Origin of the sequence: Sphingomonas lacunae, assembly GCF_012979535.1 — a bacterium.
GTDB lineage: Bacteria > Pseudomonadota > Alphaproteobacteria > Sphingomonadales > Sphingomonadaceae > Sphingopyxis > Sphingopyxis lacunae.
The window spans coordinates 2,587,617-2,613,636 of the sequence record NZ_CP053015.1 but is presented as its reverse complement, the minus strand read 5'-3'; the positions used below and the strand labels follow the sequence as shown (position 1 = coordinate 2,613,636).

Here is a 26,020-nt window from a genome sequence, read left to right as displayed (position 1 = left end):
ACGGAAAGGGCCTTTGACAGGCCAAAGAGGAACAGTGCTTCAGAGCCGGCAGGCAGGCCGTTGGCTGAGTTGGGTCCGCCAACGACCGATGTTCGCGTGGGTTTCCGCAGGCTTCATGCGGACGATCCGGGCAAAATCAATCGCAACCAGGGCCGTGATGTCGGCCAAGGAGAAATGGTCCCCGGCGACATGGGCATTGGTGGCGAGATGCGCGTCGAGCATGTCGACAAAGGCGGAAAGGCGGGCAACGCCACGTTCCGCGAGTTCCGGGATTTGTGCATAATTATTGGGTCCGGGCAGCGCCCGGTCCTTCATCGCCGGGGTGCTGTTGCGAAAGGCTTCGGCTATGGCCATGAATCCTTCCCCTTCCACCCGCGCGTTCCAGCTTGCCACCTCGGCCTTTTCCACCGGGGTGCGGCCGAGGAGTGGTGGTTCAGGCTTATGGGCCTCGGCCCAGGCGGCGATACCCGCATTGTCTGTCAGCACCGTGCCATCATCAAGGCGCAAGGCCGGGACGGTGAGGCGCGGATTGATGGCGCGATAGGCATCGCTCAACTGTTCTGCGGCACGCAGGTCAATTTCTACCGTTTCATGGGCAATGCCCTTTTCGGCGAGCAGAATGCGGGCGCGGCGAGGGCTGGGCGCGGTAGCGCAGTCAAAGAGGGTGATCATGGCGCGTCCTCATCAGCAAGAAGCCCTCCGGTGGTCCGGTCAGGCAGTTTATGACATGATGTATGCCAAGATATTGATTGGCAAGCCCGTCGAGGCGGAATCAGTCAGCCCCGCCTGGCAGATTCCGAAGAATGTCATCGACCATCCGGTAGACCACCCGCCGCGCCGCCTCGGGCGACAGTTGCTGATCATGCCGCAACAGCCGCCAGCATTGGAAGCTGAGCGCAATATGCAGCGATTCGACTCCATCACCATCTGCCTTTGTCGCTTCAGGCAGATGGACATCAACCAACGCCCGCTCCATTTTGTGGAGGCGGATGTAATCGGCCATGAGGAAGGCCGATTGATAGCGCTTCAGATTGGCTGATATGCGAAAGGGCAGGATCGCTTCGAATACTTCCGGGCGGCGGGATGCCAGTTCAAGGATGCGGTCCTGCCAACGGTCAGAAGCGAAGGGGCGGGCGATGATGGGCAGGACGCGTCTTTCGATCACTTCCGACATTTCGCGGTACAGTGAGTCCATGTCGTCGAAATGACGGAAGACCGTGCGCAATCCGACACCGGCATGGTCCGCAACGCGAGCGGCGCTTGGTGAGACATCGCCGCGCTCGACCAGATCGAGCATGGCCGCCACGATCTTGGCGCGGCTCGACTTGCTGCGTTCCCGCCGGCCATCGGTCCGGTCAGGCTGAGCCAGGGCTGCGGGATTTCCGGCACTCTTGGTCTGTTCTGACATGATAGATACTCGCTGCCGGAGGCGAGGGGAATGGTCAAGCAAAGATGGCACCAGCCGGTGAGGAAAGGGCGATGGCCGTACCTCTTGCGAAGAGCCGGCAATAATGGCACAGATAGTGCCAATAACTAGATGAGGGAGAGATTGGCAATGGCTGTTTGGGTTCCCTGGGCCGTGGCGGCGCTGCTCTATCTGGCCTTCCGCCTTTTCTACGATGGCCTGCGTCGACCGCTGAGCCAGACAGAAATTGACGCTTTCCTGGCGCAGGTTGGCGACAGGCTGCACGAAAGCGGCAATGATCCTGCCGTGATGCGCGCCTTTCTGGAGGCTGATGACGGGCATGAATTTGTCATGCTCAACATGGTGCGGGCCCATCCCGGTGACATCTCCCACCCCGACACAGGCGAAGTCGCCAGCGGCATGACCTGGTTGCGGCGATACTCGGACCGGTTCACCGGGCAGTTGTTTCGCCGGGGCGGCCATCCCGTCTTCGTCGGGCGCAAGGTCGCAGGATATATCGACGCCTGGAACACGCCGGCTGATCCGGGTTGGACGCTGTTCGGCACAATGCGGTATCGCAGCCGCCGGGATATGATCCGTTTGGCCAGTGCACCGGAATTCCGGGCCGCCCATCCGGCCAAGATGCTCGGTCTTGACGCCACCTTTTCCTTTCCGACGCAGCGCATGTTCGCCTTTTACGCCAGCCCCCGGGTGACAGTGGCGCTGGTGCTCGCGCTGTTGGCGGCGTTGACGCACATCGCACTGCTCAGCGCCGGTTGATGCCCTATCGTTTTGACCGCTTCGCTGTCATGATGGCGCACCTTTGCGATGGGGAGAGCATATGACACAGTTGCTGCAAGTGAGGCGCGACGCCATCACCACCGCCGAACTGGCCGAGATTGAGGAGCGGCCGCTGGCCGAGGGCGAAGTGCGGGTGCGCGTCGGGCGCTGGGCGCTGACCGCCAACAACATCAGCTATGCATTGACCGGCAACACCATTGGGTATTGGACGTTCTATCCGGCACCGGGCGGCGAGGCGTGGGGCATCGTGCCTGTCTGGGGCTTCGCCGAGGTCAGCGAAAGCCGCCATGCCGAGGTTCCGGTCGGCACGCGCATCTGGGGCTTCCTGCCAATGGCGTCAGACTGGGTGATGCAACCGGTCAAGGTATCGGAGCGTGGCTTTACCGATGGCGCGCCGCACCGGGCGGCCATGGCGGCGGTCTATAACCAGTACCAGCGAACCAATGATGATCCTCCGGCGATGCAGGCTTTTGCCGACCAGCGCAGCCTGTTGTTTCCGCTCTTGTTCACCGGCTGGGTGATTGGCGATTATCTGGAGGACAATGGCCATTTCGGCGCCGAACAGGTGATAATCGGCAGTGCATCGTCCAAGACCGGCTTTGCCGCTGCCCATTATGTACGCGAGTTGGCGGGACGCGCCATCCGGGTGATCGGCCTGACCAGTCCTGGCAACAAGGCCTTCACCGAGGGGCTCGGCCTCTATGACCAGGTACTGACCTATGAGGCTGCGGAGAGCCTCGATGCTGCGGTGCCCACCGCCTATGTCGACATGGCGGGCGATGCGGCTTTGCGGAGCCGGTTGCACCATCGCTTTGGCGAGCAAATGAAGGCGAGCATCACTGTGGGCGCGACCCATTGGCAGGCAACGGGGCCTGAAGGGGAACTGCCTGGGGCCAAGCCGCAATTCTTTTTCGCGCCCGGACAGATCGCCAAACGGCAGTCTGACTGGGGACCCGGCGTGGTCGATCGCAAGGTGCTGGAGGCCAATCTCGCCTTTCTGCCGAAGATTGCCACGACATTGCGCATCCGCAGCAGTGCGGGCGGGGAGGCGGTGGCGGCGGCCTATGACGCCATGGTGCATGGCCGGGTTCCGCCCGACGAGGGATTGATCCTGTCATTCAATTGACGGACAACTAGAGCGACAGACGAGGGAGAGAGCGGGCGATGAAGAAGCGGTGGATAGCAGCGGGTGTGCTGGGCGCTCTGGTGGTGACCGGCGGTGTTCTGCGTTTTGCCTTCCCTCAGGAAACTGTGGCCTGGGCGGCCAAGCGCGGCATTCCGGGGATGATTTCCAACATCCGCGATCCGATAGCCGATTATCAGGACATTGCCTGGCAGAGCGGTCCGGCAACCCCGCCGAGCGGAGAGCGTCCACCCAATGTCGTCCTGATCGTGGTTGACGATCTGGGCTATAATGACCTGACCTGGAATGGTGGCGGGATTGCCAATGGCACTGTGCCAACCCCCAATATCGACGCGCTGGCCCGCGAGGGGGTGGACTTTACCCAGGGGTATGCCGGCAACGCCACCTGTTCCCCGTCGCGAGCGGCGATGATGACCGGACGTTATCCGACGCGCTTTGGGTTTGAGTTCACGGGAATTCCGCCAAGCTTTGCCGCGACGGTTTCCCATGGGGTTGGCAATGGCCCGGTTCCGGTGGTTTTCCGTGAGGATCTGAACCACAATGTCATCCCCAGCCAGCAAATGGGGGTGCCATCCAGCGAAATCACCATCGCCGAATCGCTCCAGGCGCGCGGTTATCACACGATCCATCTCGGCAAATGGCACCTGGGCGAAACAGACGCGCTGGCCCCGCATGCCCAGGGTTTTGATGAATCCCTGGGCTTCCGGGCTGGCGGTTCGATGTTCCTGCCCGAAGACGACCCCAATGTGGTCAATGCCAAATTGCCTTGGGACCCGATCGACAGCTTTCTGTGGCCGAACCTTCCCTATGCGGTCCAGTACAACAACGGACAGCGGTTTGAGCCCAAGGGGCATATGACCGATTATCTGACCGACAATGCGATTGAAGCAATTCGAGCGAACAAGAACCGGCCGTTCTTCATGTATCTGGCCTATAACGCGCCGCACACTCCATTGCAGGCGACGCGCGAGGATTATGATGCACTGGGTCATATCAGCGACCCGACCATCCGTGTCTATGCGGCGATGATCCGCCAACTGGACCGGCGCATCGGTGACGTGATGAAGGAGCTGAAGGCACAGGGGCTTGATGAAAATACGCTGGTCATCTTTACCAGCGACAATGGCGGAGCATGGTACACCGGGATCAAGGAATCCAATCTTCCTTTCCGTGGATGGAAGGCGAGCTTTTTCGAAGGTGGAATCCGGGTGCCCTTCTTTGTCCGCTGGCCAGGACGCATTGCAGCCGGAACCCGTGCCCCTGCGCCCGCCAGCCATGTCGACATGTTCGCAACCATCGCCGGCGTGACGGGCGCAACCATGCCATCGGATCGGGCAATGGACGGCGTCAATCTGTTGGGTGGCATTGTACCCGGACTGCCGGCACAGCCGCGCGTCGCGCCGCTGTTCTGGCGTTCAGGGGATTATCGAGCGGTTCGACTGGGTGACTGGAAGTTGCAGATTGGACGGGGCTCGCAGCAGGCCTGGCTCTACAATCTGGCGGATGATCCGACCGAACAGCGCGACCTGTCGGCCGCTGAGCCCGAGCGGGTGGCGCAGATGCGCGCCATGATCGAGGCGCAGAACCGGGGTCTGCCCAAGCCGCTTTGGCCCGGGCTTGTCGAGGCACCAGTTCGCGTTGATGTGCCGCTCAATGCGCCTTGGGAGGCCGGGCAGGATTATATCATCTGGACCAACTGAGCGGGACTGACTGGGCACGGGGGTGGTGTAGATCACAACGCCCCCGTTGTCCGGACCTTATTGGTTGCGGAGCGCCTGATCGATCACCCAGAGGCGGTCCTGTCCCCATACTGCAGTGTCGCCGACCCGGAAACTGGGTACGCCCCATAAGCCAAGGCGGACCATTTCTTCCCGATTGGCTTCGGCCTCTGATCGCCACTCATCATTGCCAACGAGCGATTTGGCCTCTTTCCAGTCGAGGCCAGCCATGGTGACGATGCGTTTGAGGCCGGAATCGCTGCCGGCATCAATGCCCATCGAAAAGGCGCCGCGCAGGAAGGATTCGGCCAGTTCAAAGCCGCGCCCTTGGGCTTTCGCCCAAGGCATCAGCGAATAGCCGCGTTCCACAGGGGCACCGACCGGATCGGCCACCTTGCCAAAGGCAATGCCGAGGCGGCGGGCCTCTCGCGCTGTGTCCAGCGTGATATATTTGCGCTTGGCCTTGGGCACCGGCAGGCTGCGCATGACCATCGGCAGGACAAAGCGGATTTTCAGTTCTGCGCCATGGGCATCGGCCAACGCCTTGACGCGGCTGGCCGAAATCCAAGTATAGGGGCTGCGGAAGCTGGGATACCAATGAATGACACCACCCTTTGGCGTACCGACAGGGCCGGCGCTGTCTGGTGGCGGCGCGTAAAGTGGCGCGGTGTTCGGGCCATCGCGGTTGAGGCCGAGATCGGTCAACCGGCTTTCGAGGTAGTGCAAGCGATCAATGCCCCAATAATGTTCGCCTCCATAATGCAGCACGCCCCCAAGATAATGGCCAACCGCCTCACGCCGTGCGTTGCCGGCCATGACGGCTGGAATCCCATCACTGGCGGGGCCCGCTGGGAGGGGACGATGATTCCATAGGGCCGTGACAATCGCGGTTATGTCATCCAGCCAATCTGGTTGGTCCAGGCCGGCAGCGATGCGCGCCATCGCCGCGCTCACCGCGTCTGCCGATGGGGTGGGCAGATTGGGGTCAAACACAAGTCCGGCACGCGCTGCGAGCAAGCCAGCATCCTTGCGTGACCAATCCGCGAGCAGGCCGCGTTCCGGCGCAGCGGCATCGTCCGGAGGGCCGACCAGCCAAGGCTGGATCTGCACCGCATAGCGCGCGGCAAAGGCGGGCAAAAGCTGGAGCAGCAGCAGCGTGTAGGGATCGGCAGGATCAATGAAGGCATCGACGAGGTGCGGAGCGCCGCTGGTTTTGCGTTCGCGTTCCGCTGCCTTGCGCCGGTGGGTCTCTCCGGCGGCGCTGGTCCAATAGCCCGCCGCCGTAGAGACGATCGCAGTTCGTACGGACATGGGCTCCTCCCCGTCGACTGCCTTACTGCCCCCCGAGTAGCAGCGTTATGGCATCTATAGTGCCATTATTAACGGAATGTCAAAGGCGCGGTGTGGCCATCGACAAAAAATCAGTGATCAGCCGGATGGTGGGGGGATCAGATCTTTGAGCGGCAATTCGGCGTTAGCGAGATCCGCGGCACTGGCAATGACGCCGGCCGTGACGAGATTGCGTCCCTGGACATAATCCTTGGTGGCGTTAACGCAATCGATGGCGATGACCCGGCCCGCCTTGGTGTAGACAACCGAGAAGCTGCGGGTTGCCGGATCACCACGCAGGATGGCAGCGTCATGGCCGGTGGACAATCCGGCGGTCTGAAGCTTGAGGTCATACTGGTTCGACCAGAACCAGGGCAGGGCCTTATAGGGTTCTTCGAGCCCGACGATATGCTTGGCAACGGTGCTGCCCTGATCATTGGCGTTCTGGACCGATTCGAGGCGGATGGTGGCACCATCGGCAAAGCCGTTGGCATGGGCGGCGCAGTCGCCCACCGCATAGACGTCAGCCAGGCTAGTCCGGCAATATTCATCCACATTAACGCCATTTCCACCCTGCGCACCGGCATCGATCAGCGGGGCGACGGCGGGGACGATACCGATGCCGACAATGACCAGGTCGGCCGGAATGACGCTGTCGTCTGCCAAGCGGACGCCGGTAACCCGTTCATTCCCTTCAATCGCGGCGACCGAGACGCCGAGACGGATGTCAACACCATGGGCGCGATGGTCGGCTTCGAAGAAGCGCGACAGTTGTTCTCCGGCAACCCGGGCGAGGACGCGATCCAATGCTTCGAGCAGGATGACCTTCTTGCCAGCCTTGGAAAGGACGGCGGCCGCTTCAAGCCCGATATAACCGCCACCGATGACGACCACCTGCTGTGCGGTTTCTGCTGCTGCCTTCATGGTGTCGGCATCGGCGCGAGTGCGCACGCCTTGCACGCCGGGCAGATCGCCGCCCGGAATCGGGAGCATGCGGGGTGCTCCACCGGTTGCCCAGACCAGCTTGCCATAGGAGAAGTTGCGGCCATCTGCAGCGGTGATGGCATGGCCCGCAGGATCAACCGATGTGATCCGCGTGTTGAGAATCATCGTTACCTGCTTGTCCACCCAGAATTGTTCAGGGCGGATCTGGATGCGGGCGAACTCCTTTTCGCCGGCAAAATATTCCTTGGAGAGTGGCGGACGCTCATAAGGGAGTTCGGGCTCGTCGCCGATGATGGCGATGCTCCCGGCAAACTCCTTTTGGCGCAACTGGATGGCGGTGTTGGCACCGCCATGGCCCGCGCCGACGATGATCACGTCAAAATGCTGGCTGCTCACTCTCTTCCCTCCGCTGCCCGGTTGTGTCCCGGATACAGTGCTACTGCGGTGGTTCATTGACCGCCATCAACGCGGCAGATCGCTGGTTCCCATCAGATGCAGGTCAACCGCGCGGGCACATTGACGCCCTTCACGAATGGCCCAGACGACAAGGCTCTGACCGCGCCGCATGTCACCACAGGAGAATATGCCCGGCTGATTGGTGGCATAATCAATGACATTGGCTGCGACATTGCCTCGTGCATCAAGCGCGACACCAGACTGATCGAGCATGCCTGTCTTGCGCGGGCCGACGAAACCCATGGCGAGGAAGATGAGGTCAGCCTTGAGCGTGAAGGTGCTGCCCGGAATTTCCTGCATCTGGCCGTTGACCCATTCGACCCGGACGCATTCCAACCCTTCGACGACGCCGTTGGTGCCGACGACGCGCTTGGTCAGGATCGACCAGTCGCGATCGCAGCCTTCCTCATGACTCGAAGAGGTGCGCAGCTTGAGCGGCCAGTTGGGCCAGCTCAGCGCCTTGTCTTCCTTGGCAGGGGGCTTGGGCATGATCTCGATCTGGGTGACCGACGCCGCACCCTGGCGGTTGGACGTGCCGACGCAGTCCGAGCCCGTGTCGCCACCGCCAATGACGATGACATGCTTGCCGGTCGCCGTGATCGAACCGCGCGGTGCGGCGCGCACTTCATCGTCGCCGGCGTTGCGCTTATTCTGTTGTGTCAGGAATTCCATCGCAAGGCGAACGCCGGGCATTTCATAGCCGGGTATGTCGAGCGTGCGCGGCTGTTCGGCACCGCCAGCCATGACAATGGCGTCGAAATTGGCGCGCAGCGATTCCATCGAGACATTGACGCCAACTTCGGTGCTGGTCCGGAATTCTACCCCTTCGGCCTCCATCTGGACAAGGCGGCGGTTGATAAGATGCTTTTCCATCTTGAAATCGGGAATGCCGTAACGCAGCAGGCCGCCCATCCGATCATTCTTTTCGAACAGGGTGACGCTGTGGCCGGCGCGGGCGAGTTGCTGCGCACAGGCGAGTCCAGCGGGGCCGGAACCGACGACGGCGACCGACTTGCCGGTCTTTGCCTTGGGCAGCTGGGGCGTGATCCAGCCATTTTCCCAACCCTTGTCGACGATGGCGCATTCGATCGACTTGATCGTGACCGGTGCATCGTCAATGTTCAGCGTGCAGCTAGCCTCGCACGGGGCAGGGCAGATGCGACCGGTGAACTCCGGGAAGTTGTTGGTTGAATGCAGCACTTCGAGTGCATTCTTCCAGTCCCCTTCATAGACCAGATTGTTCCAGTCGGGGATGATGTTGTTCACCGGGCAGCCGTTGTGACAATAGGGAATGCCACAATTCATGCAGCGCGACGCCTGTGCTTTCAGCTCCGGTTCGGGGAGCGGCACGACGAATTCGCGATAGTGCGTCAGCCGTTCCTTGGGATCGGCATAGGTCCGGTCCTTGCGGTCGGTTTCGAGAAAGCCAGTTACCTTGCCCACTGGGGTTACTCCGGTCTGATCGTTATTCGGCGGCAGCGATGCCAGCGGAGAGGCGTTCGGCCTCCAGCTGTTTCAGTGCCCGGGCATAATCGCGCGGCATCACCTTGACGAAGCGGGTGAGGGCACCCTGCCAATCATCAAGGATCGCCCGGGCGCGCTTGCTCCCGGTGTAGAGGTGATGGCGTTCGAGAAGGACGCGAAGTCGCTCGGCGCTGTGATAGAGCGGATCGCCCATGCCGAGGTCATGGACATTGACCGCTCGTTGCTGCGGCCGGCCGGTGCCTTCGACATCGTCCGGATCAGGTGTGATGGCTTCGACATCGACCATCGCCATGTTGCACCGCTGACGGAACAGGCCGTCCTCATCATAGACATAAGCGACGCCGCCGGACATGCCGGCAGCGAAATTGCGGCCGGTCTTGCCAAGAACGACGACCACGCCGCCGGTCATATATTCGCAGCCGTGATCCCCGGTGCCTTCGACCACCGCGATGGCGCCCGAATTGCGGACGGCAAAGCGTTCCCCGGCGACACCGTTGAAATAGGCTTCACCCGCGATGGCCCCATAGAGAACAGTGTTGCCGACAATGATATTCTCGGTGGGATCGCGCTTCACATGGCCCGGCTGGCGGACGATGACCCGGCCACCCGACAGGCCCTTGCCGACATAGTCATTGGCATCGCCCGTCAGATCAAGCGTGATGCCGTGAGCGAGGAACGCGCCAAAGCTTTGTCCGGCGACGCCCGTCAGGGCAATCTGGATGCTGTTGTCTGGCAGGCCAGCGTGACCGTGACGACGGGCTATTTCGCCCGACAGCATGGCGCCGACAGTGCGGTTGACGTTCTTTACCTCGCGCTCGATGCGAACCGGTTCTCCCCGGTCTAAGGCAGAGGCGGCGGCGGCGATCAGATCATTGTCGAGCGCCTTTTCGAGCCCATGATCCTGCGTTTCGGTATGGTGCAATGGCGCATCGTCAGGCAGGTCGACCTTGTGCAGCAGCTTGTCGAGGCTGATGCCCTGGGCCTTCCAGTGTGCGATGGCGCGGTTCATGTCGAGCCGGTCAACCCGGCCGACCATTTCCTCAACCGTGCGGAAGCCCATGTCGGCCATGATCTGGCGCAGTTCCTCGGCGACGAAGAAGAAATAGTTGATGACATGCTCGGGCTGGCCGGTGAAGCGGGCGCGCAGGACGGGATCCTGGGTGGCGACGCCCACCGGGCAGGTGTTGAGATGGCATTTGCGCATCATGATGCAGCCCGCCGCAATCAGCGGAGCGGTGGCGAAACCGAATTCGTCCGCGCCGAGCAGCGCGCCGATAGCCACGTCGCGACCAGTCCTGAGGCCACCGTCCACCTGAACGGCGATGCGCGAGCGCAGGCCGTTGAGCAGCAGTGTCTGTTGGGTTTCGGCGAGGCCGATTTCCCAGGGGCTGCCGGCGTGGGTCAGCGAGGTCAGGGGAGAGGCGCCGGTGCCGCCCTCATAACCCGAGATGGTGACATGATCGGCGCGCGCCTTGGAAACGCCGGCTGCGACGGTGCCGACACCGACTTCGGAGACGAGCTTGACCGAGATGCGGGCAGCCGTGTTGACGTTCTTGAGGTCGTGGATCAGCTGCGCCAGATCCTCGATCGAATAGATGTCGTGGTGCGGCGGCGGCGAGATGAGGCCGACGCCCGGGGTCGAGTGGCGCGTTGCACCAATGGTCTTGTCAACCTTGTCCCCCGGCAGCTGACCGCCTTCCCCGGGCTTGGCACCCTGGGCCATCTTGATCTGGATGTCGTCGGCATTGACCAGATATTCGGTGGTCACGCCAAAGCGGCCCGAGGCGACCTGCTTGATGGCCGACCGCATCGAGTCGCCGTTGGGCAGGGGCTGGAATCGCTTGGGGTCTTCGCCGCCCTCACCAGTATTCGACTTGCCACCGATGCGGTTCATGGCGAGGGCGAGAGTGGTGTGCGCTTCCCAGCTGATCGAGCCATAGCTCATCGCGCCGGTGGCAAAGCGCTTGACGATTTCGCTGGCCGGTTCGACCTCGGAAAGATCGACCGGTTTGTCGGCCTTTTTCAATTCCATAAGGCCACGGATGGTCAGCAACCGTTCGCTCTGCTCATTGATCGATTGGGCGAATTCCCGGTATTTTTCCGGCATGTTGCCGCGCACGGCGTGCTGGAGGCTGGCGACATTGGACGGTGTCCAGGCATGTTCCTCGCCGCGGACACGATAGCCATAGATGCCGCCGACATCGAGCATTGAGCGATAGATCGGGTTGTCGCCATAGGCCGCAGCGTGACGGCTGACGGTCTCCTCGGCGATCTGCTTGAGGCCAGCGCCTTCGATGGTCGTTGCGGTGCCCTTGAAGTAGCGGTCGACAAAATCGGTGGACAGGCCGACGGCGTCAAAGATCTGGGCACCGCAATAGCTCTGGTAGGTCGAGATGCCCATTTTGGACATGACCTTGAGGATGCCCTTGCCGATGGCCTTGATGTAGTTCTTTTCCACCTCATAGCTGGTCAGCGGGAGTTCGCGGCGGACTCGGATTTCCTCGAGCGTTTCGAACGCGACATAGGGGTTGACCGCTTCCGCGCCATAGCCAGCAAGAACGCAGAAGTGATGGACTTCGCGCGCTTCGCCCGTCTCGACGACGAGGCCGGTCTGCATCCTGAGGCCCTGGCGGACGAGGTGATGGTGGACAGCCGCCGTGGCAAGCAAGGCCGGCATGGCGATGCGGTCTGGCCCCTGTGCCCGGTCGGACAGGATCAGGATGTTCTTGTCAGCAAGCACCGCTTCGGTCGCCGCCCAGCACATTTCCTTGATGGCCATCTCGAGGCCATCGGCCCCGCTGGCGGCATCCCAGGTGATGTCGATGGTTTCCGCCCGGAAAGCGGCATCAAGAGCATGTTCGACCGAGCGGATTTTGGCGAGATCGTCATTGGTCAGCACCGGTTGGTCGACTTCGAGCCGCTTGTGGGTGCCGGCTTCGCGACCGAGCAGGTTCGGGCGCGGGCCGATCATCGACACGAGGCTCATGACCAGTTCCTCGCGGATCGGATCGATCGGCGGGTTGGTCACCTGGGCGAAATTCTGCTTGAAATAATCGTACAGCAGTCGCGGGCGGGCCGAGAGGACTGCAATCGGCGTGTCGGTACCCATCGAACCGATGGGGTCATCGCCATTGCTGGCCATGGGCTCCAGGAATTTGGAGACATCTTCCTGTGTGTAGCCAAAGGCCTGTTGCCGATCGAGCAGGCTGGTCGGATCATTGGGCAACGCCAGTTCGGGGACTTCGACAACCTCAAGGTCCTTGAGCTTGTACTGCGCCGATTCCAGCCACTGGGCATAGGGTTCGGCTGCGGCCAGTTCCGCCTTGATCTCTTCATCCTCAATGATGCGGCCCTGCTCCATGTCGATGAGCAGCATCTTGCCCGGTTGGAGCCGCCATTTGCGGACGATATTGTCTTCCTTCACCGGCAGTACGCCGCTCTCGGAAGCCATGATGACATGGCCATCATCAGTGACGCAGAAACGCGCCGGGCGCAGGCCATTGCGGTCAAGCGTCGCGCCAATCTGTCGACCGTCGGTAAAGGCGATGGCAGCGGGGCCGTCCCACGGCTCCATCAGGGCGGCATGATATTCGTAGAAAGCCTTGCGCCCGGCATCCATCAACGGATCACCGGCCCAGGCCTCGGGCACCAGCATCATCACCGCATGGGCAAGGCTGTAGCCGCCGGCCAGCAACAGTTCGAGCGCATTGTCGAGACAGGCGGTGTCCGATTGCCCATGCGGGATGAGCGGCCACATCTTGTCCAGATCGGCGCCCAGCAGCTCCGATTCCATGGTACGGCGCCGGGCATTCATCCAGTTGACGTTGCCGCGGACCGTGTTGATTTCGCCATTGTGGGCGATGAAGCGATAGGGGTGCGCCAGCTTCCATGAGGGGAAGGTGTTGGTCGAGAAACGCTGGTGGACGAGGGCCAGCGCAGAGGTGCACTTGGGGTTGAGCAGGTCCTGATAGAAGCTGCCGACCTGATCGCAGAGCAGCAGCCCTTTGTAGACCAGCGTCCGGGTCGAGAAGCTGGGCATGTAAAAGTCGTTCAGACCCGGAAGGCCTTGCTTTTCCGCCAAGGCTGCCAGTGGATTCTGTGCCTGCTTGCGCAAGGCGAGCAGCTTGCGTTCAAAGGCATCCTGATTGGCGGTGGTGGGTCCGCGGCCAATGATCGCCTGACGAATGACTGGCATCTGCTCAAGCACAGCCTTGCCGAGGCCAGCGGTGTTGGTCGGCACATCGCGCCAACCGATCAGTGTCTGGCCTTCCTTGCTGACGAAAGCCTCAAAATGGCTGACGGCAAAGTCGCGCGCTGCTTCGTCGGCTGGCAGAAAGCACATGGCGACTGCATAGTCACCGGGCTGGGGCAGAGTGACGCCGGCGGTGCCCGCCCAGTCGCGAAACAACGTGTCGGGAATCTGGATAAGGATGCCCGCGCCATCGCCCAGCAACGGATCCGCGCCCACGGCTCCGCGGTGGTCAATGTTGACGAGGATTTCCAGCCCGCGCTTCACCGTGTCGTGGGATTTCTCACCCTTGATATTGGCGACGAACCCCACGCCACAAGCGTCATGTTCGTTACGGGGATCATATAATCCCTGGGCGTGCGGATAGCTCATCCGGATCATCCTTGAAGGTGCAAACAATTTGTCGAGAAGGGCGGTAGCGCCCCTGTGACGCAATTTGAAGTCAAGAATGCGCTATGGCCTTGATCATTCATTGCGGGCAGCTGGCTCGGCGCGACCTAACTGGTTACCTGGGTAACCAACTTTCAAGTTTCGCGTGCTGGAAGGGCCGGAATTCCGCGGTTGGAGACCGATCCTTAAGCGCGATCAGGTGGCGATGCCCATTGGTTCGCAATAGAGACTAACGGGCAAAAAAAGTTCGTTCCGGCTTGGTCGAGGCTCTCCATGATCGGATATTTTCCGGATTATCGTTCGCATTATTGTCTTATCTGATTCGCCTATATGCTGTCCATCACCGCCCTGGCCGGATTGACCGATCCAGCGGTAGCTAAGGAGCAGGCGATATATCCCGCTCGCCCTACGCGAAACTGGCTATCCGCCTGTCGGGAGGCAAAGGCGGAGGTCTGCAAGTGCGGATAATGTTTGTCAGCGGCGGCGGCGCACGAGGCTTTGTGCCGCCTTCCGGATCACATGCGTGCAATCGGCGAGGAACGGGCCTGGATCTCGCAATGTGAAGACATAATAGCGCATGGCGGGGTCGAAAAAGCCGAACAGCCAGGTTGCGAGGTCGGCCATAGGTTTGCGCCGGAACTGCGGATCCCGGATGTGGGAAGCGGGTCGAACTATCCGCAGGAGCCGCCGGGTTTCGGGGATCATATAGCGGGCACGTCGCATTTTCGGATGATTGTCGGCCTGGGCGGGCGATACGCCGAACAGTGCAAGATGATAGCTGGTCCAGGCAAATGAGGCGCCGCAATGCCAGGCAAGCGGCAGGCTGCCCCAAAAACGGCCGTTGACCTCCATCAACCAGTAGCGACCGGTTGCGGCATCATGGCGATATTCGACCATTGCCGGCCCTTGCCAGTCGAGAGCGCGGAGCAAGGCTTGCGAGCGCTCCATCTGTTCGTGATGCTGTTGCGCCGGCTCAGCGGTGCAAAGGGTTGAGACACCGCCTTCTGGCGGCCATTCGTGCAGTCGACGATGTTGAAAGCGGAGCTTGGCCTGCCCCTGGTGCATCAACAGCATGTGTCCCAAGCCTTCGCCGGGGCAATAGCTTTGCACCATCGGCCAAAGGCCCATCGGTCGATAGCGTTCCAGTGCCGCCAGCAGGGCAGGGGCGTCCATCGCGAATTCCGCCTTTTCAAAAGGAAGGGCATGGGTATCCAGGGCGGGGATCACTGCTGGCGGATCGGCCCATTTCAGCACCACCGGATAGGGTAAGGCTTGCGATCGAGCGGCAAAATCATCCCCGGCAACAGGTTGCCAGCTCGCTGGCACGTCCATGCCCAGTGCGGCGGCAAGTTCAAGCGTCTGTCTTTTGTCGAGAACGCGCTCGAGCCTGTCCCGGCGCGGCGTGCAGATGAGGCAGCCGTTAACTCGCTCCGGCAGGTCGGCCAGTGCCAGCAAGTCCCCTTCGGAGATAGCAAAGAGAATGGCGGCGCCGGTCTGTTGGATCAGCTCAGGCAACCATTGGTCGAGGGGGACATCCGATGGGCGAACACTGAAGCTGGTGCAATAGCGTGAGAAGCGTCCAAGCGCGTGGGACGAACGTCCGATCCCGTGCACGGGGACGTCATGCTCCCCCAACTCACGCAGGACGGTGAGGCCTATTGGCGTGTCGACGCCCAGCACGATGGCCAGAGGCAAATCGGTCATGCGGGCAGCAGGCGCCGTTCATAGAGCCATGTCCCGAGCGCCTGCTCCAGCACCCGCTGCATGGTTCGGAACCGGTCAGGTGGGAGGAGTGTGGGACGGGTCGCAGACCGCATGCCCCCGCTGCCACTTTCAAGTCCGACGAAACCGCAAGAGCGCACGCCCTCAATCGTGGCAATCGCCCTGCACATCGCTTCAAACCGGCCGATGACTGATCGGTTGGGCCGTTGCCTGTCGCGCGACAACATCTCGAAACTATGGGTCACGATCATGAAGCAGGCCTGGCGCTGCCGGGCTGCATGATCCAAGGCGGCGTGCATTTCCCGGCTCGACACGGCGCATATCTGGGCGGCGCGAAAGCTGCCGGGGCGATCGTGAAGGCCGGATACCGGCAATTCCATCAGGCCATGCCTCTCGACGGGATCAATCTGTCCGCTGTCCAGCGCGATGGCGCATGCGGTGCCGGCAAAAGCAGCGTTGAAACTGCTATCGAAACGCAGACCGATCTGAGCCGCGGCGCGCAGTGTGTTGTCATTGGCGCCAAAATTTCCGGCGCGTATGGCGACGGGCGCCGGCGCGCCGGCGCGTTGCAGCAGATCCCTGGCCAGACGGAGCAGAATGATCTGATCTTCCAGGCTGAAATCCCCGATGTTGCGTCCCTGACGCCCCTCCACCGGAGAGTCGGGCGCCCATTCGAGCCATTCGCTGTGGATGTGCACTTGCACCTCATGGCCGCGCGCAATGATCGGCCCGACAATGTCGGCCACAATCTGTTCGCCATAAACCAATGCAGGCATGGGATCGACAAAGAAGACGCCGGTCAGGCCGTGCCGGTCCATCTCGTCCATCTGCCATCCGATACCAAATTCCCCGCCAGAGCAGCGACCGAGGATCGAGCTGGCGAAATTGTCGCGCACGTCGATGCCGCGCTGATGGAACAGGGCAGACAGTTCGGTATCAACGGTTATCAATGCCTGGGTCATGACGATCCATCCGGAAAAGCTGTTTCAGCTGATACCGGGTGATGGTGAAGATAGGGTTTGTGCGGTCGCACAGATCAACGCCGGATGCGTGCCGCGCCAATGGCTCCGATCAGCGCCCGGACCGAACGGTCAATATCGCCGAGACTCGTGGTGGTGAAGGCAGCGCCGAGACCATAAGGATCATGCAAGTGCGGACGGCCGCCATAGCGGCCGAGCAAGTCAACAGGTGTTGATGCAAAAGGGGCCAGCGCACGCAATTCGCCGATCTGGCGATATTCCATCACGAGATAGAGATCCCCCGGAGCTGGCTCAAATTCTTCAACCGCGAGCGCGCTGTGACTGGCTAGATCAAAGCCGCGCCGTTTGGCCTCCGCGATTACCGGGTCATGGGCAGGGCGGCCGGTTGCTGTGCGCAGGCCAAAGGAGGCCACGGGAAAGCCGAGCGAAGCGGCGAGGGCATGGGCGAAAGCGCTGCGGCAAATGTTGCCGCGACAGACGAAAACGAGTCTTTCGACGCGCGCAAGGTCGGGTCGGGCGACCATGGCGAGTTGTGCATACGAAATGGCCAGCCGTATCATGCCCCTAAAGGAACCGAAACGGCTGATGATTGCAGGTCTGTCGAGCCAATTTTCTGTATTCATCCGGTCTTCCGATACGGGCGGACCTGTGCCGCGATGCGCCGTTTACGCCCAAGTTGATACCAAAAGATGAGCGAAGACGGCAGGCAAGGGAAGCCGCTCATTATGCCACGATGGCCGGATGGATGATCTGGCGTTTTGGTCCGCCGATCAATTCGGGGCAACAGTCCCTTCAGACGCAAGGAAGGACAGCCCTTCGACCTTTGCTGATCGCAAAAGGGGTTAAACGAATTTTCAGCTATTGCGACTAGTCTGCAACGACGCAGGAGAGCTTTGATACATCATGGAAATGCTCGGAACAGCCAGATCGATCCAGGCGGTGCAACCCGCCCCGGGCCGCGCTGTGACCGAAGCCCAGGTGGATGAGCTATCGCGGCGGAACTTCCTTGACCACATTCCGCTTTCCAACGCGACGAACATCGTTCCGTTCGTCCTGATCGCGATATGCAGTGCCTATCTGCCCGATTGGCGCCTGATCGCGAGCCTGTTGGGGCTCAACGTGCTGGTGCTTGTTGTCATGTATCGGGTCAGCCGCATGCTGCAGGCAGAGCACGAGGAAAGCCGGGCTGGTTTGTTGTGGCGGGTCTATGAGGGGCTGGCCTTTGTTTCCGGGCTGCTTTGGGCCGGAAAGATGTACCCGGTGGTGGCAACACTTGGCCGCGATATCGCGTCCATGTTCGTTTGCGTCGTGATCATCGTGTCGATTGCTGTCACCAGCATGGTTGTCGCCTCACAATGGCGGACATTTCTGTGCTTCCTGGCCGGCGTGATGCTGTGCCTCGTACCCCAGACGGTAAGTCACATTGCCATTATCGGCCCGGTCCCGCTGCTCGCCACCCTGGGGCTCGCTCCAGCCTTGATCAGCCTCGCCATTGCCATTCGCAGACAGAATCGCCTGATGATCCGCACCCAATTGGAAAAGCAGCAATTGGCGGATGATCTGGCTCATGCCCTGGCGGTCGCTGAATATCTCGCAAGCCGCGACAGTTTGACCGACCTGTACAATCGCCGGGCCTTTGTCGAGGTTGCCAATCGGATCGGTAATGATGCCGGAGCGGCACCACTCAGCCTGATCATCGTTGATCTGGACCATTTCAAGCGCATCAACGATGAATTTGGCCATGGTATCGGCGATTCAGTGCTCAAGATGACGGCGCAGCTGATTTCCAACACGGTCGGTCCGTTCGACGTCGTTGGGCGCGGTGATGGCGCCGTTGCTCGCTGGGGCGGCGAGGAATTCATTGTTCTCCTGAGGAATTGCCCTCTGGATACAGCCGCTGCATTGGCCGAAAGGCTGAGGGTGGGATTGACCTGTCTGCGCGGAATGGACTGGCCCGATGGATTGGTGGTGAGCGGCTCGTTCGGGGTGGCACGCTGGCACAGTGGCGCTGACCTTAACCTGGGCATCGGACAAGCCGATGCGGCCATGTACCAAGCCAAGAATGGCGGAAGAAACCGGGTTTGTGTTTACCAGGAAGATGCCGTGGCGGTTGCCGTCGCGCTTGGTTGAGGTTTCTCGCCGCTTCGTCACGAAGCACTGTTTCATCCGCCATCCCGGCAAATGCGTTGACGCTGTCAACATGCCGGTCTAACCGTGTAGACAGTGTCAACTTTGGGGAGGGCGTTATGCGCCCAGTTGCATTGGCCAGTTTGTTGGCCAGCGCGGGATTGCTGGCTGAATCTCCTGCCATTGCCGAGGAATTGGTGGTCAGCGTATCGGGTGCTGAGAATGTGCCCGGCAATATTGCCTGCCGTTTGTTCGCCGGTCCCCGGAATTTTCCCAATGGGGCGGCCACTGCTGGTCAACAGAGTGTGCAGCGCCAGCGAAACGGGGAATCGTGCCGTTTCCGCAATTTGGCTCCGGGCAGCTATGCCTTGGTCGTTGCAGTGCTTCCGCCTGACCAAGAGGACGTTACCCGGGATATTCTGGGGCGCCCGCGGCAACCTTGGGGCGTTTCCAACAATGTCCGGCCGGCCTTGCGTGCACCGCGTTATCAGGAAGCCGCTTTCACCATCGTGGCAGGAAGGGTCAACCGGCTGACGGTCAATCTGGCCAGATGAGGCCAGGAGAGACCAAGCGGCCTGCCGGTGACCTCCGCGAGGCCTGCATCAGGGAAGCAGAGCTGATTATCGCGCAGAGCGGGATCGAGAGCCTTAGCCTTCGTGAGGTTGCGCGCCGTATCGGGGTTTCCCATCAGGCCCCATATCGCCACTTTCCCAGCCGCGACCATATTCTCGCAGAGGTGGTGCGACGGGCTTTTGGCGAGTTTGCCGAAGCGTTGCGGGCACCGCCCCACACTGAAGATGCCACAGCAGACTTGCTGGCCCTGGGCATGGCCTATGTGACCTTTGCCTTGGCCCGGCCATTGCAATACCGGCTGATCTTTGGCGGCGCCTTGCCTGACCCGGAACAGCATCCTGAAATGCTGCATGGTGCCCGCGACGCCTATGCTGTCCTCAGAACAGGGTTGGGGCGGGTGTTCGGCATGGATCAAGATGGCCGGGACAGGGACCCCATCGATATGGAAGCGATGTTTGTCTGGTCCAGTCTGCATGGCCTGGTCAGCCTCATGCGAACCGATGCACTGGAAACGGTCCAACTGAGTGCCGAGACGCGTCAAGGCTTTCCGCTTCATGCGTTACGCCGTGTCGGGGTCGCGCTCGGCATTTCCCAATACCCTTTTCCCGGCCAAGATTCACCAAAGAGGCATGATTATGAGTAAAATCCTGGAGGGTCGCTGGACTGCCAAGCTGGAAGGGTCCTTTGTCGTCTTCATCATTGGCATGCGGATCAACAAACCTTGGCTGATCCATCGCTGGTTGCCGTTGGTCGTCCAGATGACGCGCATGCTGCGCGAGCTTTATCCCAGGCCGGACCTTGGCTTCATGGGTGGCAAGACCTGGTTCGGCCGGACCATCGTGCTGATCCAATATTGGCGCTCTTTCGAAGATCTGGAGGACTATGCCAAGGCGCGCGACCTTGAACATCTTCCAGCCTGGGCGGCGTTCAACCGGGCGATTGGCACGAATGGTGACGTCGGCATCTATCATGAGACCTACTGTATCGAGCCGGGCCAGTATGAGAATGTGTTCGTCAACATGCCGCCGACCCTGATTGGCGCGGTCGCGCCAATGATCGAAGCCCGCGGGGCGCGCGCTTCTGCCCGGGGTCGTCTTACGGATAGTAAGCCGACCGCATGAGCGGAAGACGCAAGAGAGATACGCAATAATGCGGCATGCCGCGCGGACCCTAAGTGCGATTCCTTTGCAGCCTCAATCCACTTGAGACGACTGGCGGACAGGGTGGGATTCGAACCCACGGTGAGCTTGCACCCACGACGGTTTTCAAGACCGTTGCCTTAAACCACTCGGCCACCTGTCCAAATGCTCCGCGGGTGCCATGGGCAGCGCGAATGCAGCCGCCCAATAGCCTGATGAAGTGGCGCAAGCCAAGTGCCAAGTTGGGGCCTGGCGCAGGAAGAATGGCATCGCAGCCCCTTTCCCCGCGAGGCCAAAGCTGCCATTGTAGCTGCATGACTGGTGTTGCGCGAATGAACAAGGCGGGTCGCGGTGCGGTCCTGCATCGTATGAAACTGGCTGCTGCGGTCGCTCTGGGCTGTCTGTTGCCTGGCAGCATGTCTGGCATGGCCGCTGCACAGATGACAGTGAGCCCGGCACCGGAAGGATTTCAGGGGTATCTCGCCAGCCTGTGGCCCAAGGCTCAGGAATTGGGGGTCAGCCGGGCAACCTTTGACCGCATCGTCCCGACGCTGACCTATAATCCGCGTGTGGTGCAGTTGGATCGTAACCAGAGCGACGAGGTTGTCATCAATCCCAACGCACCGGTTGCGCCCTTTGCCCCTTATCGCGCGCGGCAGGTCAACCCTACCCGTATCGCCATGGGACGCACTGTGCTGGAGCGGGAACGCGCCCATCTGGCAGAGATTGAGGCGCGGACCGGTGTTCCGGCGGGTGTCATACTGGGCATTTACGGCCATGAAACCAACTATGGCCAGTTCACCGGCGACTTCGATCTGCTGCGCTCGCTCTCTACGCTGGCGTATGACGGCCGTCGTCGCGCTCTTTTCGAAGGCGAATTTCTTTCAGCCATGGTGATGGTTGAGCGTGGTGCCCCACGAGAGGCACTGACCGGTAGCTGGGCCGGGGCAATCGGCCACCCTCAGTTTCTGCCGTCGGTGTATCTGCGGTTGGCGCAGGATGGCGATGGCGATGGCGTGGCCGCCATCTGGAACAATCAGGCCGATGCCATGGCGTCGATCGCCCATTATCTGCAGGTGGCGGGTTACAGGCGCGGTGAGCATTGGGGTTATGCGGTCAGCGTCCCGGCTGGCCTCAACCGTGCTGATTTGGCAACCAATGTAACATCACCACGCTGTCGCCGTGTGTTCCAGCGCCACAGCCGCTGGCTGACCGCCGCCGAATGGCGTGCCCGTGGTGTCGTTTTCCAACGCGGTGAACCTGAGCCTGACATGATGTTGAGCCTGATTGAACCGGATGGCCCGGGTAATACCGCCTATCTGCTCTCCGGCAGTTACCGCGCGATACTCGATTACAATTGCTCGAATTTCTATGCCTTGTCGGTGGGGTTGTTGGCTGATGCCATTGTACGTTAACATGAAACTGGTCGGCGGCCTCGGCATGGCGCTGTTGCTGGCGGGGTGCACTATTGTTGGTGGTGCGCCCGAACCGGCAGGTCCATCCGCGCCTGTGGCGCGGCCCATGGTGTCGGATTTTCCGGTCCGTGTCGGCGCCCCTTATCAGATTGCCGGGCGAACTTGGACGCCGGTTGACCAGCTCGATTATGACGAAGTCGGATACGCCAGCTGGTACGGGGCCGAGCTGGAAGGTGCCCCCACCGCCAATGGTGAAGCATTTCATCCTGCGGGCGTGACCGCAGCGCATAGAACTTTGCCCTTGCCCAGTTATGTTGAAGTAACACGGCTCGATACCGGGCGGACCATCCTGGTGCGGATCAATGACCGCGGGCCGGCCGATCCAAATCGGTTGATCGATCTGTCAGCGGGTGCAGCTGAGCAGTTGGGCATTACCGAAAGCGGGATGGTGCCGGTGCGCGTGCGGCGGACCAATCCGGTCGAGAGCGAACGTGCGGCCTTGCGCGCTGGCCTGTCTGTGCCGGAACGGCTGGACACGCCGGATTCCCTGCTGGAGATAATGCGCGAGCGGGTCGCCCGCCTGCCACTGCCTACCGGTTATGTCGCGCCTCCGCGCCGTGGTGAGGGCTGGCGCTCTCCGGGCGGGCTGCCGTCGGTTGCTGCTGGCGATGTGCCGACCGGCCCCGGTCCCTGGATTGTTCAGGTTGGCGCTTATTCGAACCGCGCCAGTGCCGATACGATTGCCCGCAGGATTGGTGCTCAGGTTGTCGAGAGCGGCAATCTTTACCGTGTGCGCTATGGTCCCTTTTCCGACGCCGCCGAAGCACAAGCGGCGGTTGCGCGCGCCCGACGTGCCGGTCAGCCGGGTGCCGTCATTTTGAGAGCGCCATGAGCTGTCCCGGATGATCATGAAGGGCAGGGGACGCTTCATCACGCTGGAAGGCGGTGAGGGTGTCGGCAAATCTACCCAGATACGGGCGTTGGCTGCTGCATTGCGAGAGCGCGGGCTGACCGTGGTGGAAACACGCGAGCCGGGTGGCAGCAGGGGAGCGGAGGCGATCCGCGAACTTTTGCTGCACAGCGAGGGCGATGCATGGAGCCCAAGAGCCGAGGCCTTGTTGTTCGCTGCGGCACGCAGTGACCACGTCAGCCGTGTAATCACGCCGGCCCTGGAGGCTGGCCAATGGGTGCTGTGTGATCGATTCATCGATTCAACCCGTGCCTATCAAGGCGGCGGCAGCGGTTTGTCCGATGAGGATATCATGACCTTGCACCGGATAGGCAGCGAAGCCTTGCTACCTGACCGCACATTGCTTTTGAGGCTCGACGTCGATGTGGCGGAGGCAAGGCGCTCGGCCCGGACTCTCGAGCGCGCAGACCGGTTTGAAGACCGGCAAGCCGCGTTCCACACCAAAGTGGTCGCTGCCTTTGACCGGATCGCCGAGGCTGAGCCTCAGCGCATCAGGAGGATCGACGCCGATGGTCAGCCTGATGAAGTGACTGGACGACTGCTCGCTGCTTTGGCGGACCTGTTGTGACCTCGCCCTATCGCAGCCATGCCGAACAGGAACGGGCGCTGATCGACGCGCTGGCGAGTGGCAGAATGCCGCATGCCTGGTTGCTGGCTGGTCCGGAAGGGATCGGTAAGGCAGGCTTTGCCCGGCGCGCCGCCACATTTCTTATCGCTGATGGTGACTGGCGGGCAGAGCAGGGTGCCGATAGCCTGTCGATCGATCCGGATGACCAGGTCGCCCGTTTGGTGGCAAATGAAGCGCATCCGGAATTCCTGTGGCTCAAGCGCGAGGTGCCGGAGGCCAAGCGACCGAAGGACGGATCGGCAGGCAAGGATGAAGATATCGCGAGGAATATCACCATCGGGCAAGTGCGCAGTCTGTTGAACCGGTTGCGGGTACGCCCCGGCAATGCGCGCTGGCGGGCAGTCGTCATAGACAGCATCGATGATCTGGAGCGCAGCGCGGCCAACGCGCTGCTCAAAACATTGGAAGAGCCGCCGGCCCAGACGGTTTTTTTCCTCGTCAGCCACCAACCCGGCCGATTGTTGCCGACCATTCGTTCACGCTGCCGATTGTTGCGGTTTTCTCCCTTGGACGACGTTGCAATGCGCAGCGTCCTGCAGTCACGGCTGTCGGATGCCGACTCAGAGGAGATCGAAGCATTGCTGCGGGTCGGTCGTGGATCGCCGGGAAGGGCGTTGTTGTTTGGGGCACTGCGTTTGGCTGAGATTGACGCACGGCTGCGCGCGATTGCGGACAGTGGTGACCCTGACAACAGGTTGAGGGTGGAACTAGCCAAATCCCTGTCCGGTACTGCTGAGAGGCGGCGGTTTGAGGCGATGCTGGCCCAAGCGACGGCCCTGTCTGCCAACCTTGCCCGGACAGCCGAGGGCGAACGACTGCCGCGGGCGTTGGCGGCGCGTGACCGGATTGTCGATGTCGCGGCCCTGGCGGCCAGCTGGTCCGAGGATCCCGCCACGGTAACATTTGTGGTGGGCAATGCGCTGGCAGCCATCAGCGGCGACGCACGCTCTGCGCCGAGGCGCTAGGCAAGCGGCGCTGTGGTCGCTAGAGCGTCGGCCCATGAGTGATCCCTATTATATAACAACCGCCATCAGCTATCCCAATGGTCGTCCGCACATCGGCCATGCCTATGAAGCCATTGCCGGCGATGCCATCGCCCGGTTCATGCGTCTCAGGGGCCGGGACGTCCGCTTCATTACCGGCACTGACGAGCATGGCCTCAAAATGGTTCAGACGGCACGTGAACAGGGCCGGAGCACGCTCAGTCTCGCTGATGAAATGTCTAGCTATTTCAAAGAAATGTGCCACGTATTCGACATTTCCGTTGATGCGTTCCTGCGCACGTCGGAAGAACGCCATCATGCGGCCAGCCAGGCTTTATGGAGCGCAATGGAAGCTGCAGGCGACCTTTACCTTGATCGCTATGAGGGTTGGTACTCTGTACGAGACGAAGCCTTTTACGACGAAAAGGAACTGACAACGGGCGAGGGTGGGGAAAAGCTGTCGCCGCAAGGAACCCCTGTCGAGTGGACAGTGGAGGAAAGCTGGTTTTTCCGTCTGTCACGCTATGAACAGCCGCTGCTCGACCTGCTGCGCGACAATCCTGAATTCCTTAAACCCGACAGCCGCCGCAACGAGGTTATCCGCTTCATCGAAGGCGGTCTCAAGGATTTGTCCGTGTCACGGACCAGCTTTGACTGGGGGGTGAAGGTACCCGGCAGTGATGGTCACGTGATGTATGTCTGGGTCGATGCGCTGACCACCTATCTGACAGCCGTCGGTTTCCCTGACCGTGACGGGGATTTCGCGCGCTATTGGCCGGCCAGTCTCCATCTGATTGGTAAGGATATCGTGCGTTTTCATACGGTTTATTGGCCAGCCTTTCTGATGAGTGCGAAGCTGCCCCTGCCGCAACAGGTGTTTGGACACGGGTTCGTGCTGGCCAAGGGCGGCGAGAAGATGTCCAAGTCAGCGGGCAATGTCGTAGATCCTATGGCGATTGCTGCCACCTATGGCGTGGACCAGTTCCGTTATGTCCTGTTGCGAGAGATCAGCTTTGGGCAGGATGGCAGCTATTCCGATGAAGCTTTGGTGACGCGCTGCAATGCCGACTTGGCGAATAACTTCGGGAATTTGGCGCAGCGATGCCTGTCGATGATTGCAAAGAATTGCGACGGCAAGGTGCCGGAAGCGGCCGCACCGGCGGCGGTGGACAGTGAGCTGCTGTTGGCAATTGACGCCGCTCAGGCGCAAGTCGTCGCGCAAATGGACGGGCTCTCCATTTCGCAGGCGCTGGAAACCATCTGGGCTGCCATGTCCGCGACCAACCAATATTTCGCCGACAGTGCGCCTTGGGCTGTCCGCAAAGAGGATCCGGCGAGGGCCGACACAATCCTGCACACTACTGTGGAGGCAATCCGCCGGCTGGCGATCATGGCCAGCTGGGTCGTTCCAGACGGCTGCGGGAAGATGCTCGACCTGCTGGCACAACCGGTCGAAGCGCGGGGTTTCGCCGATTTGTCCACCCCAATCCAGGCCGGGCGAACCTTGCCGGCTCCCAGCGGTGTTTTTCCAAGACTTGAATTGGCGGCAGAGTAGGGACTG

21 protein-coding genes and 1 tRNA gene are annotated in these 26,020 nt (G+C 61.2%); 12 read left to right on the top strand and 10 right to left on the bottom strand.

The genetic code is table 11. From position 1 onward, the window contains the following. Positions 1-39: 39 nt before the first annotated feature. Positions 40-672, bottom strand: coding sequence for a glutathione S-transferase family protein (locus tag GV829_RS12475; protein ID WP_169947133.1), 633 nt, complete (start codon positions 670-672; stop codon positions 40-42). Between the two features lie 100 nt (positions 673-772). Further along, the gene (locus tag GV829_RS12470) at positions 773-1,408 is read right to left on the bottom strand and encodes a TetR/AcrR family transcriptional regulator (RefSeq protein WP_246202877.1); all 636 of its coding nucleotides are present in this window, start codon (positions 1,406-1,408) and stop codon (positions 773-775) included. 147 nt (positions 1,409-1,555) lie between these two features. Between GV829_RS12470 and GV829_RS12465 the strand changes: the two genes are divergently transcribed. The 3 genes from GV829_RS12465 to GV829_RS12455 all read left to right on the top strand — a co-directional run bounded on the left by GV829_RS12465 (position 1,556) and on the right by GV829_RS12455 (position 5,050). After that, complete coding sequence (locus GV829_RS12465; protein WP_169947132.1) at positions 1,556-2,185, top strand: hypothetical protein; 630 nt, start codon at positions 1,556-1,558, stop codon at positions 2,183-2,185. A 61-nt stretch (positions 2,186-2,246) separates the two neighbouring features. Continuing rightward, the gene (locus tag GV829_RS12460; RefSeq protein WP_169947131.1) at positions 2,247-3,332 is read left to right on the top strand and encodes a DUF2855 family protein; all 1,086 of its coding nucleotides are present in this window, start codon (positions 2,247-2,249) and stop codon (positions 3,330-3,332) included. Between the two features lie 38 nt (positions 3,333-3,370). Next, entirely contained in the window at positions 3,371-5,050 is a 1,680-nt protein-coding gene (locus GV829_RS12455; protein WP_169947130.1) for a sulfatase-like hydrolase/transferase, read from the top strand. Between the two features lie 57 nt (positions 5,051-5,107). Here GV829_RS12455 and GV829_RS12450 read toward each other — a convergent pair whose 3' ends face one another. The 7 genes from GV829_RS12450 to GV829_RS12420 all read right to left on the bottom strand — a co-directional run bounded on the left by GV829_RS12450 (position 5,108) and on the right by GV829_RS12420 (position 17,184). After that, positions 5,108-6,379 (bottom strand): DsbA family protein, encoded by a 1,272-nt coding sequence (locus GV829_RS12450; RefSeq protein ID WP_169947129.1) that lies wholly within the window; start codon positions 6,377-6,379, stop codon positions 5,108-5,110. Between the two features lie 117 nt (positions 6,380-6,496). Continuing rightward, positions 6,497-7,738: an NAD(P)/FAD-dependent oxidoreductase gene (locus GV829_RS12445; protein ID WP_246202876.1), complete on the bottom strand. Its 1,242-nt coding sequence runs from the start codon at positions 7,736-7,738 to the stop codon at positions 6,497-6,499. Positions 7,739-7,804: 66 nt separating this feature from the next. Then, positions 7,805-9,241 carry a glutamate synthase subunit beta gene (locus tag GV829_RS12440; RefSeq protein WP_169947127.1) on the bottom strand — a complete coding sequence of 479 codons (1,437 nt, stop codon included), beginning with the start codon at positions 9,239-9,241 and terminating at the stop codon, positions 7,805-7,807. A 22-nt stretch (positions 9,242-9,263) separates the two neighbouring features. Further along, positions 9,264-13,904 (bottom strand): glutamate synthase large subunit, encoded by a 4,641-nt coding sequence (gene gltB, locus GV829_RS12435; RefSeq protein ID WP_169947126.1) that lies wholly within the window; start codon positions 13,902-13,904, stop codon positions 9,264-9,266. A gap of 492 nt (positions 13,905-14,396) precedes the next feature. After that, a complete protein-coding gene (locus GV829_RS12430; RefSeq protein WP_169947125.1) occupies positions 14,397-15,626 on the bottom strand; it encodes a carboxylate--amine ligase in 1,230 nt (409 codons plus the stop codon). Beyond that, positions 15,623-16,606 (bottom strand): polysaccharide deacetylase family protein, encoded by a 984-nt coding sequence (locus tag GV829_RS12425; RefSeq protein WP_169947124.1) that lies wholly within the window; start codon positions 16,604-16,606, stop codon positions 15,623-15,625. The genes GV829_RS12430 and GV829_RS12425 overlap by 4 nt, the downstream gene beginning before the upstream one ends. A gap of 74 nt (positions 16,607-16,680) precedes the next feature. Beyond that, on the bottom strand, positions 16,681-17,184 hold the full coding sequence (locus tag GV829_RS12420) for an arsenate reductase/protein-tyrosine-phosphatase family protein (protein ID WP_246202875.1): 504 nt from the start codon (positions 17,182-17,184) through the stop codon (positions 16,681-16,683). Between the two features lie 343 nt (positions 17,185-17,527). Between GV829_RS12420 and GV829_RS12415 the strand changes: the two genes are divergently transcribed. From GV829_RS12415 to GV829_RS12400, 4 genes are all read left to right on the top strand, one after another. Continuing rightward, positions 17,528-18,754 (top strand): GGDEF domain-containing protein, encoded by a 1,227-nt coding sequence (locus GV829_RS12415; RefSeq protein ID WP_169947122.1) that lies wholly within the window; start codon positions 17,528-17,530, stop codon positions 18,752-18,754. Between the two features lie 116 nt (positions 18,755-18,870). Next, complete coding sequence (locus GV829_RS12410; protein WP_169947121.1) at positions 18,871-19,305, top strand: DUF2141 domain-containing protein; 435 nt, start codon at positions 18,871-18,873, stop codon at positions 19,303-19,305. Then, entirely contained in the window at positions 19,302-19,967 is a 666-nt protein-coding gene (locus tag GV829_RS12405) for a TetR/AcrR family transcriptional regulator (protein ID WP_169947119.1), read from the top strand. The genes GV829_RS12410 and GV829_RS12405 overlap by 4 nt, the downstream gene beginning before the upstream one ends. Next, positions 19,960-20,445: a DUF4188 domain-containing protein gene (locus tag GV829_RS12400; RefSeq protein WP_169947117.1), complete on the top strand. Its 486-nt coding sequence runs from the start codon at positions 19,960-19,962 to the stop codon at positions 20,443-20,445. The genes GV829_RS12405 and GV829_RS12400 overlap by 8 nt, the downstream gene beginning before the upstream one ends. A gap of 91 nt (positions 20,446-20,536) precedes the next feature. Here the strand turns inward: GV829_RS12400 and GV829_RS12395 are convergent. Then, positions 20,537-20,626 (bottom strand) — tRNA-Ser (locus tag GV829_RS12395). A gap of 205 nt (positions 20,627-20,831) precedes the next feature. Between GV829_RS12395 and GV829_RS12390 the strand changes: the two genes are divergently transcribed. Genes GV829_RS12390 through metG form a run of 5 tightly spaced genes read left to right on the top strand, consistent with a single transcriptional unit; the run spans position 20,832 to position 26,014 of the window. Continuing rightward, complete coding sequence (locus GV829_RS12390; RefSeq protein WP_425505456.1) at positions 20,832-21,878, top strand: lytic murein transglycosylase; 1,047 nt, start codon at positions 20,832-20,834, stop codon at positions 21,876-21,878. Further along, positions 21,862-22,770, top strand: coding sequence for a septal ring lytic transglycosylase RlpA family protein (locus tag GV829_RS12385; RefSeq protein WP_246202874.1), 909 nt, complete (start codon positions 21,862-21,864; stop codon positions 22,768-22,770). Before GV829_RS12390 ends, GV829_RS12385 begins: the two co-directional genes overlap by 17 nt. Before the next feature lie 16 nt (positions 22,771-22,786). After that, a complete protein-coding gene (tmk, locus tag GV829_RS12380) occupies positions 22,787-23,416 on the top strand; it encodes a dTMP kinase (RefSeq protein WP_246202873.1) in 630 nt (209 codons plus the stop codon). Next, entirely contained in the window at positions 23,413-24,441 is a 1,029-nt protein-coding gene (locus GV829_RS12375) for a hypothetical protein (protein WP_169947113.1), read from the top strand. The genes tmk and GV829_RS12375 overlap by 4 nt, the downstream gene beginning before the upstream one ends. Positions 24,442-24,475: 34 nt before the next feature. Continuing rightward, the gene (metG, locus tag GV829_RS12370) at positions 24,476-26,014 is read left to right on the top strand and encodes a methionine--tRNA ligase (RefSeq protein ID WP_169947111.1); all 1,539 of its coding nucleotides are present in this window, start codon (positions 24,476-24,478) and stop codon (positions 26,012-26,014) included. Positions 26,015-26,020 lie beyond the last annotated feature (6 nt).

What these genes read in the sequence shown, in the direction of transcription:
- metG (WP_169947111.1), top strand. Translation starts at nt 24,476, where the DNA reads ATGAGTGATCCCTATTATATAACAACCGCCATCAGCTATCCCAATGGT.
- GV829_RS12455 (WP_169947130.1), top strand. Translation starts at nt 3,371, where the DNA reads ATGAAGAAGCGGTGGATAGCAGCGGGTGTGCTGGGCGCTCTGGTGGTG.
- tmk (WP_246202873.1), top strand. Translation starts at nt 22,787, where the DNA reads ATGAAGGGCAGGGGACGCTTCATCACGCTGGAAGGCGGTGAGGGTGTC.
- GV829_RS12400 (WP_169947117.1), top strand. Translation starts at nt 19,960, where the DNA reads ATGAGTAAAATCCTGGAGGGTCGCTGGACTGCCAAGCTGGAAGGGTCC.
- GV829_RS12430 (WP_169947125.1), bottom strand. Translation starts at nt 15,626, where the DNA reads ATGACCGATTTGCCTCTGGCCATCGTGCTGGGCGTCGACACGCCAATA.
- GV829_RS12460 (WP_169947131.1), top strand. Translation starts at nt 2,247, where the DNA reads ATGACACAGTTGCTGCAAGTGAGGCGCGACGCCATCACCACCGCCGAA.
- gltB (WP_169947126.1), bottom strand. Translation starts at nt 13,904, where the DNA reads ATGAGCTATCCGCACGCCCAGGGATTATATGATCCCCGTAACGAACAT.
- GV829_RS12425 (WP_169947124.1), bottom strand. Translation starts at nt 16,606, where the DNA reads ATGACCCAGGCATTGATAACCGTTGATACCGAACTGTCTGCCCTGTTC.
- GV829_RS12385 (WP_246202874.1), top strand. Translation starts at nt 21,862, where the DNA reads ATGCCATTGTACGTTAACATGAAACTGGTCGGCGGCCTCGGCATGGCG.
- GV829_RS12465 (WP_169947132.1), top strand. Translation starts at nt 1,556, where the DNA reads ATGGCTGTTTGGGTTCCCTGGGCCGTGGCGGCGCTGCTCTATCTGGCC.
- GV829_RS12420 (WP_246202875.1), bottom strand. Translation starts at nt 17,184, where the DNA reads ATGATACGGCTGGCCATTTCGTATGCACAACTCGCCATGGTCGCCCGA.
- GV829_RS12475 (WP_169947133.1), bottom strand. Translation starts at nt 672, where the DNA reads ATGATCACCCTCTTTGACTGCGCTACCGCGCCCAGCCCTCGCCGCGCC.
- GV829_RS12390 (WP_425505456.1), top strand. Translation starts at nt 20,832, where the DNA reads ATGAAACTGGCTGCTGCGGTCGCTCTGGGCTGTCTGTTGCCTGGCAGC.
- GV829_RS12450 (WP_169947129.1), bottom strand. Translation starts at nt 6,379, where the DNA reads ATGTCCGTACGAACTGCGATCGTCTCTACGGCGGCGGGCTATTGGACC.
- GV829_RS12410 (WP_169947121.1), top strand. Translation starts at nt 18,871, where the DNA reads ATGCGCCCAGTTGCATTGGCCAGTTTGTTGGCCAGCGCGGGATTGCTG.
- GV829_RS12470 (WP_246202877.1), bottom strand. Translation starts at nt 1,408, where the DNA reads ATGTCAGAACAGACCAAGAGTGCCGGAAATCCCGCAGCCCTGGCTCAG.
- GV829_RS12415 (WP_169947122.1), top strand. Translation starts at nt 17,528, where the DNA reads ATGGAAATGCTCGGAACAGCCAGATCGATCCAGGCGGTGCAACCCGCC.
- GV829_RS12405 (WP_169947119.1), top strand. Translation starts at nt 19,302, where the DNA reads ATGAGGCCAGGAGAGACCAAGCGGCCTGCCGGTGACCTCCGCGAGGCC.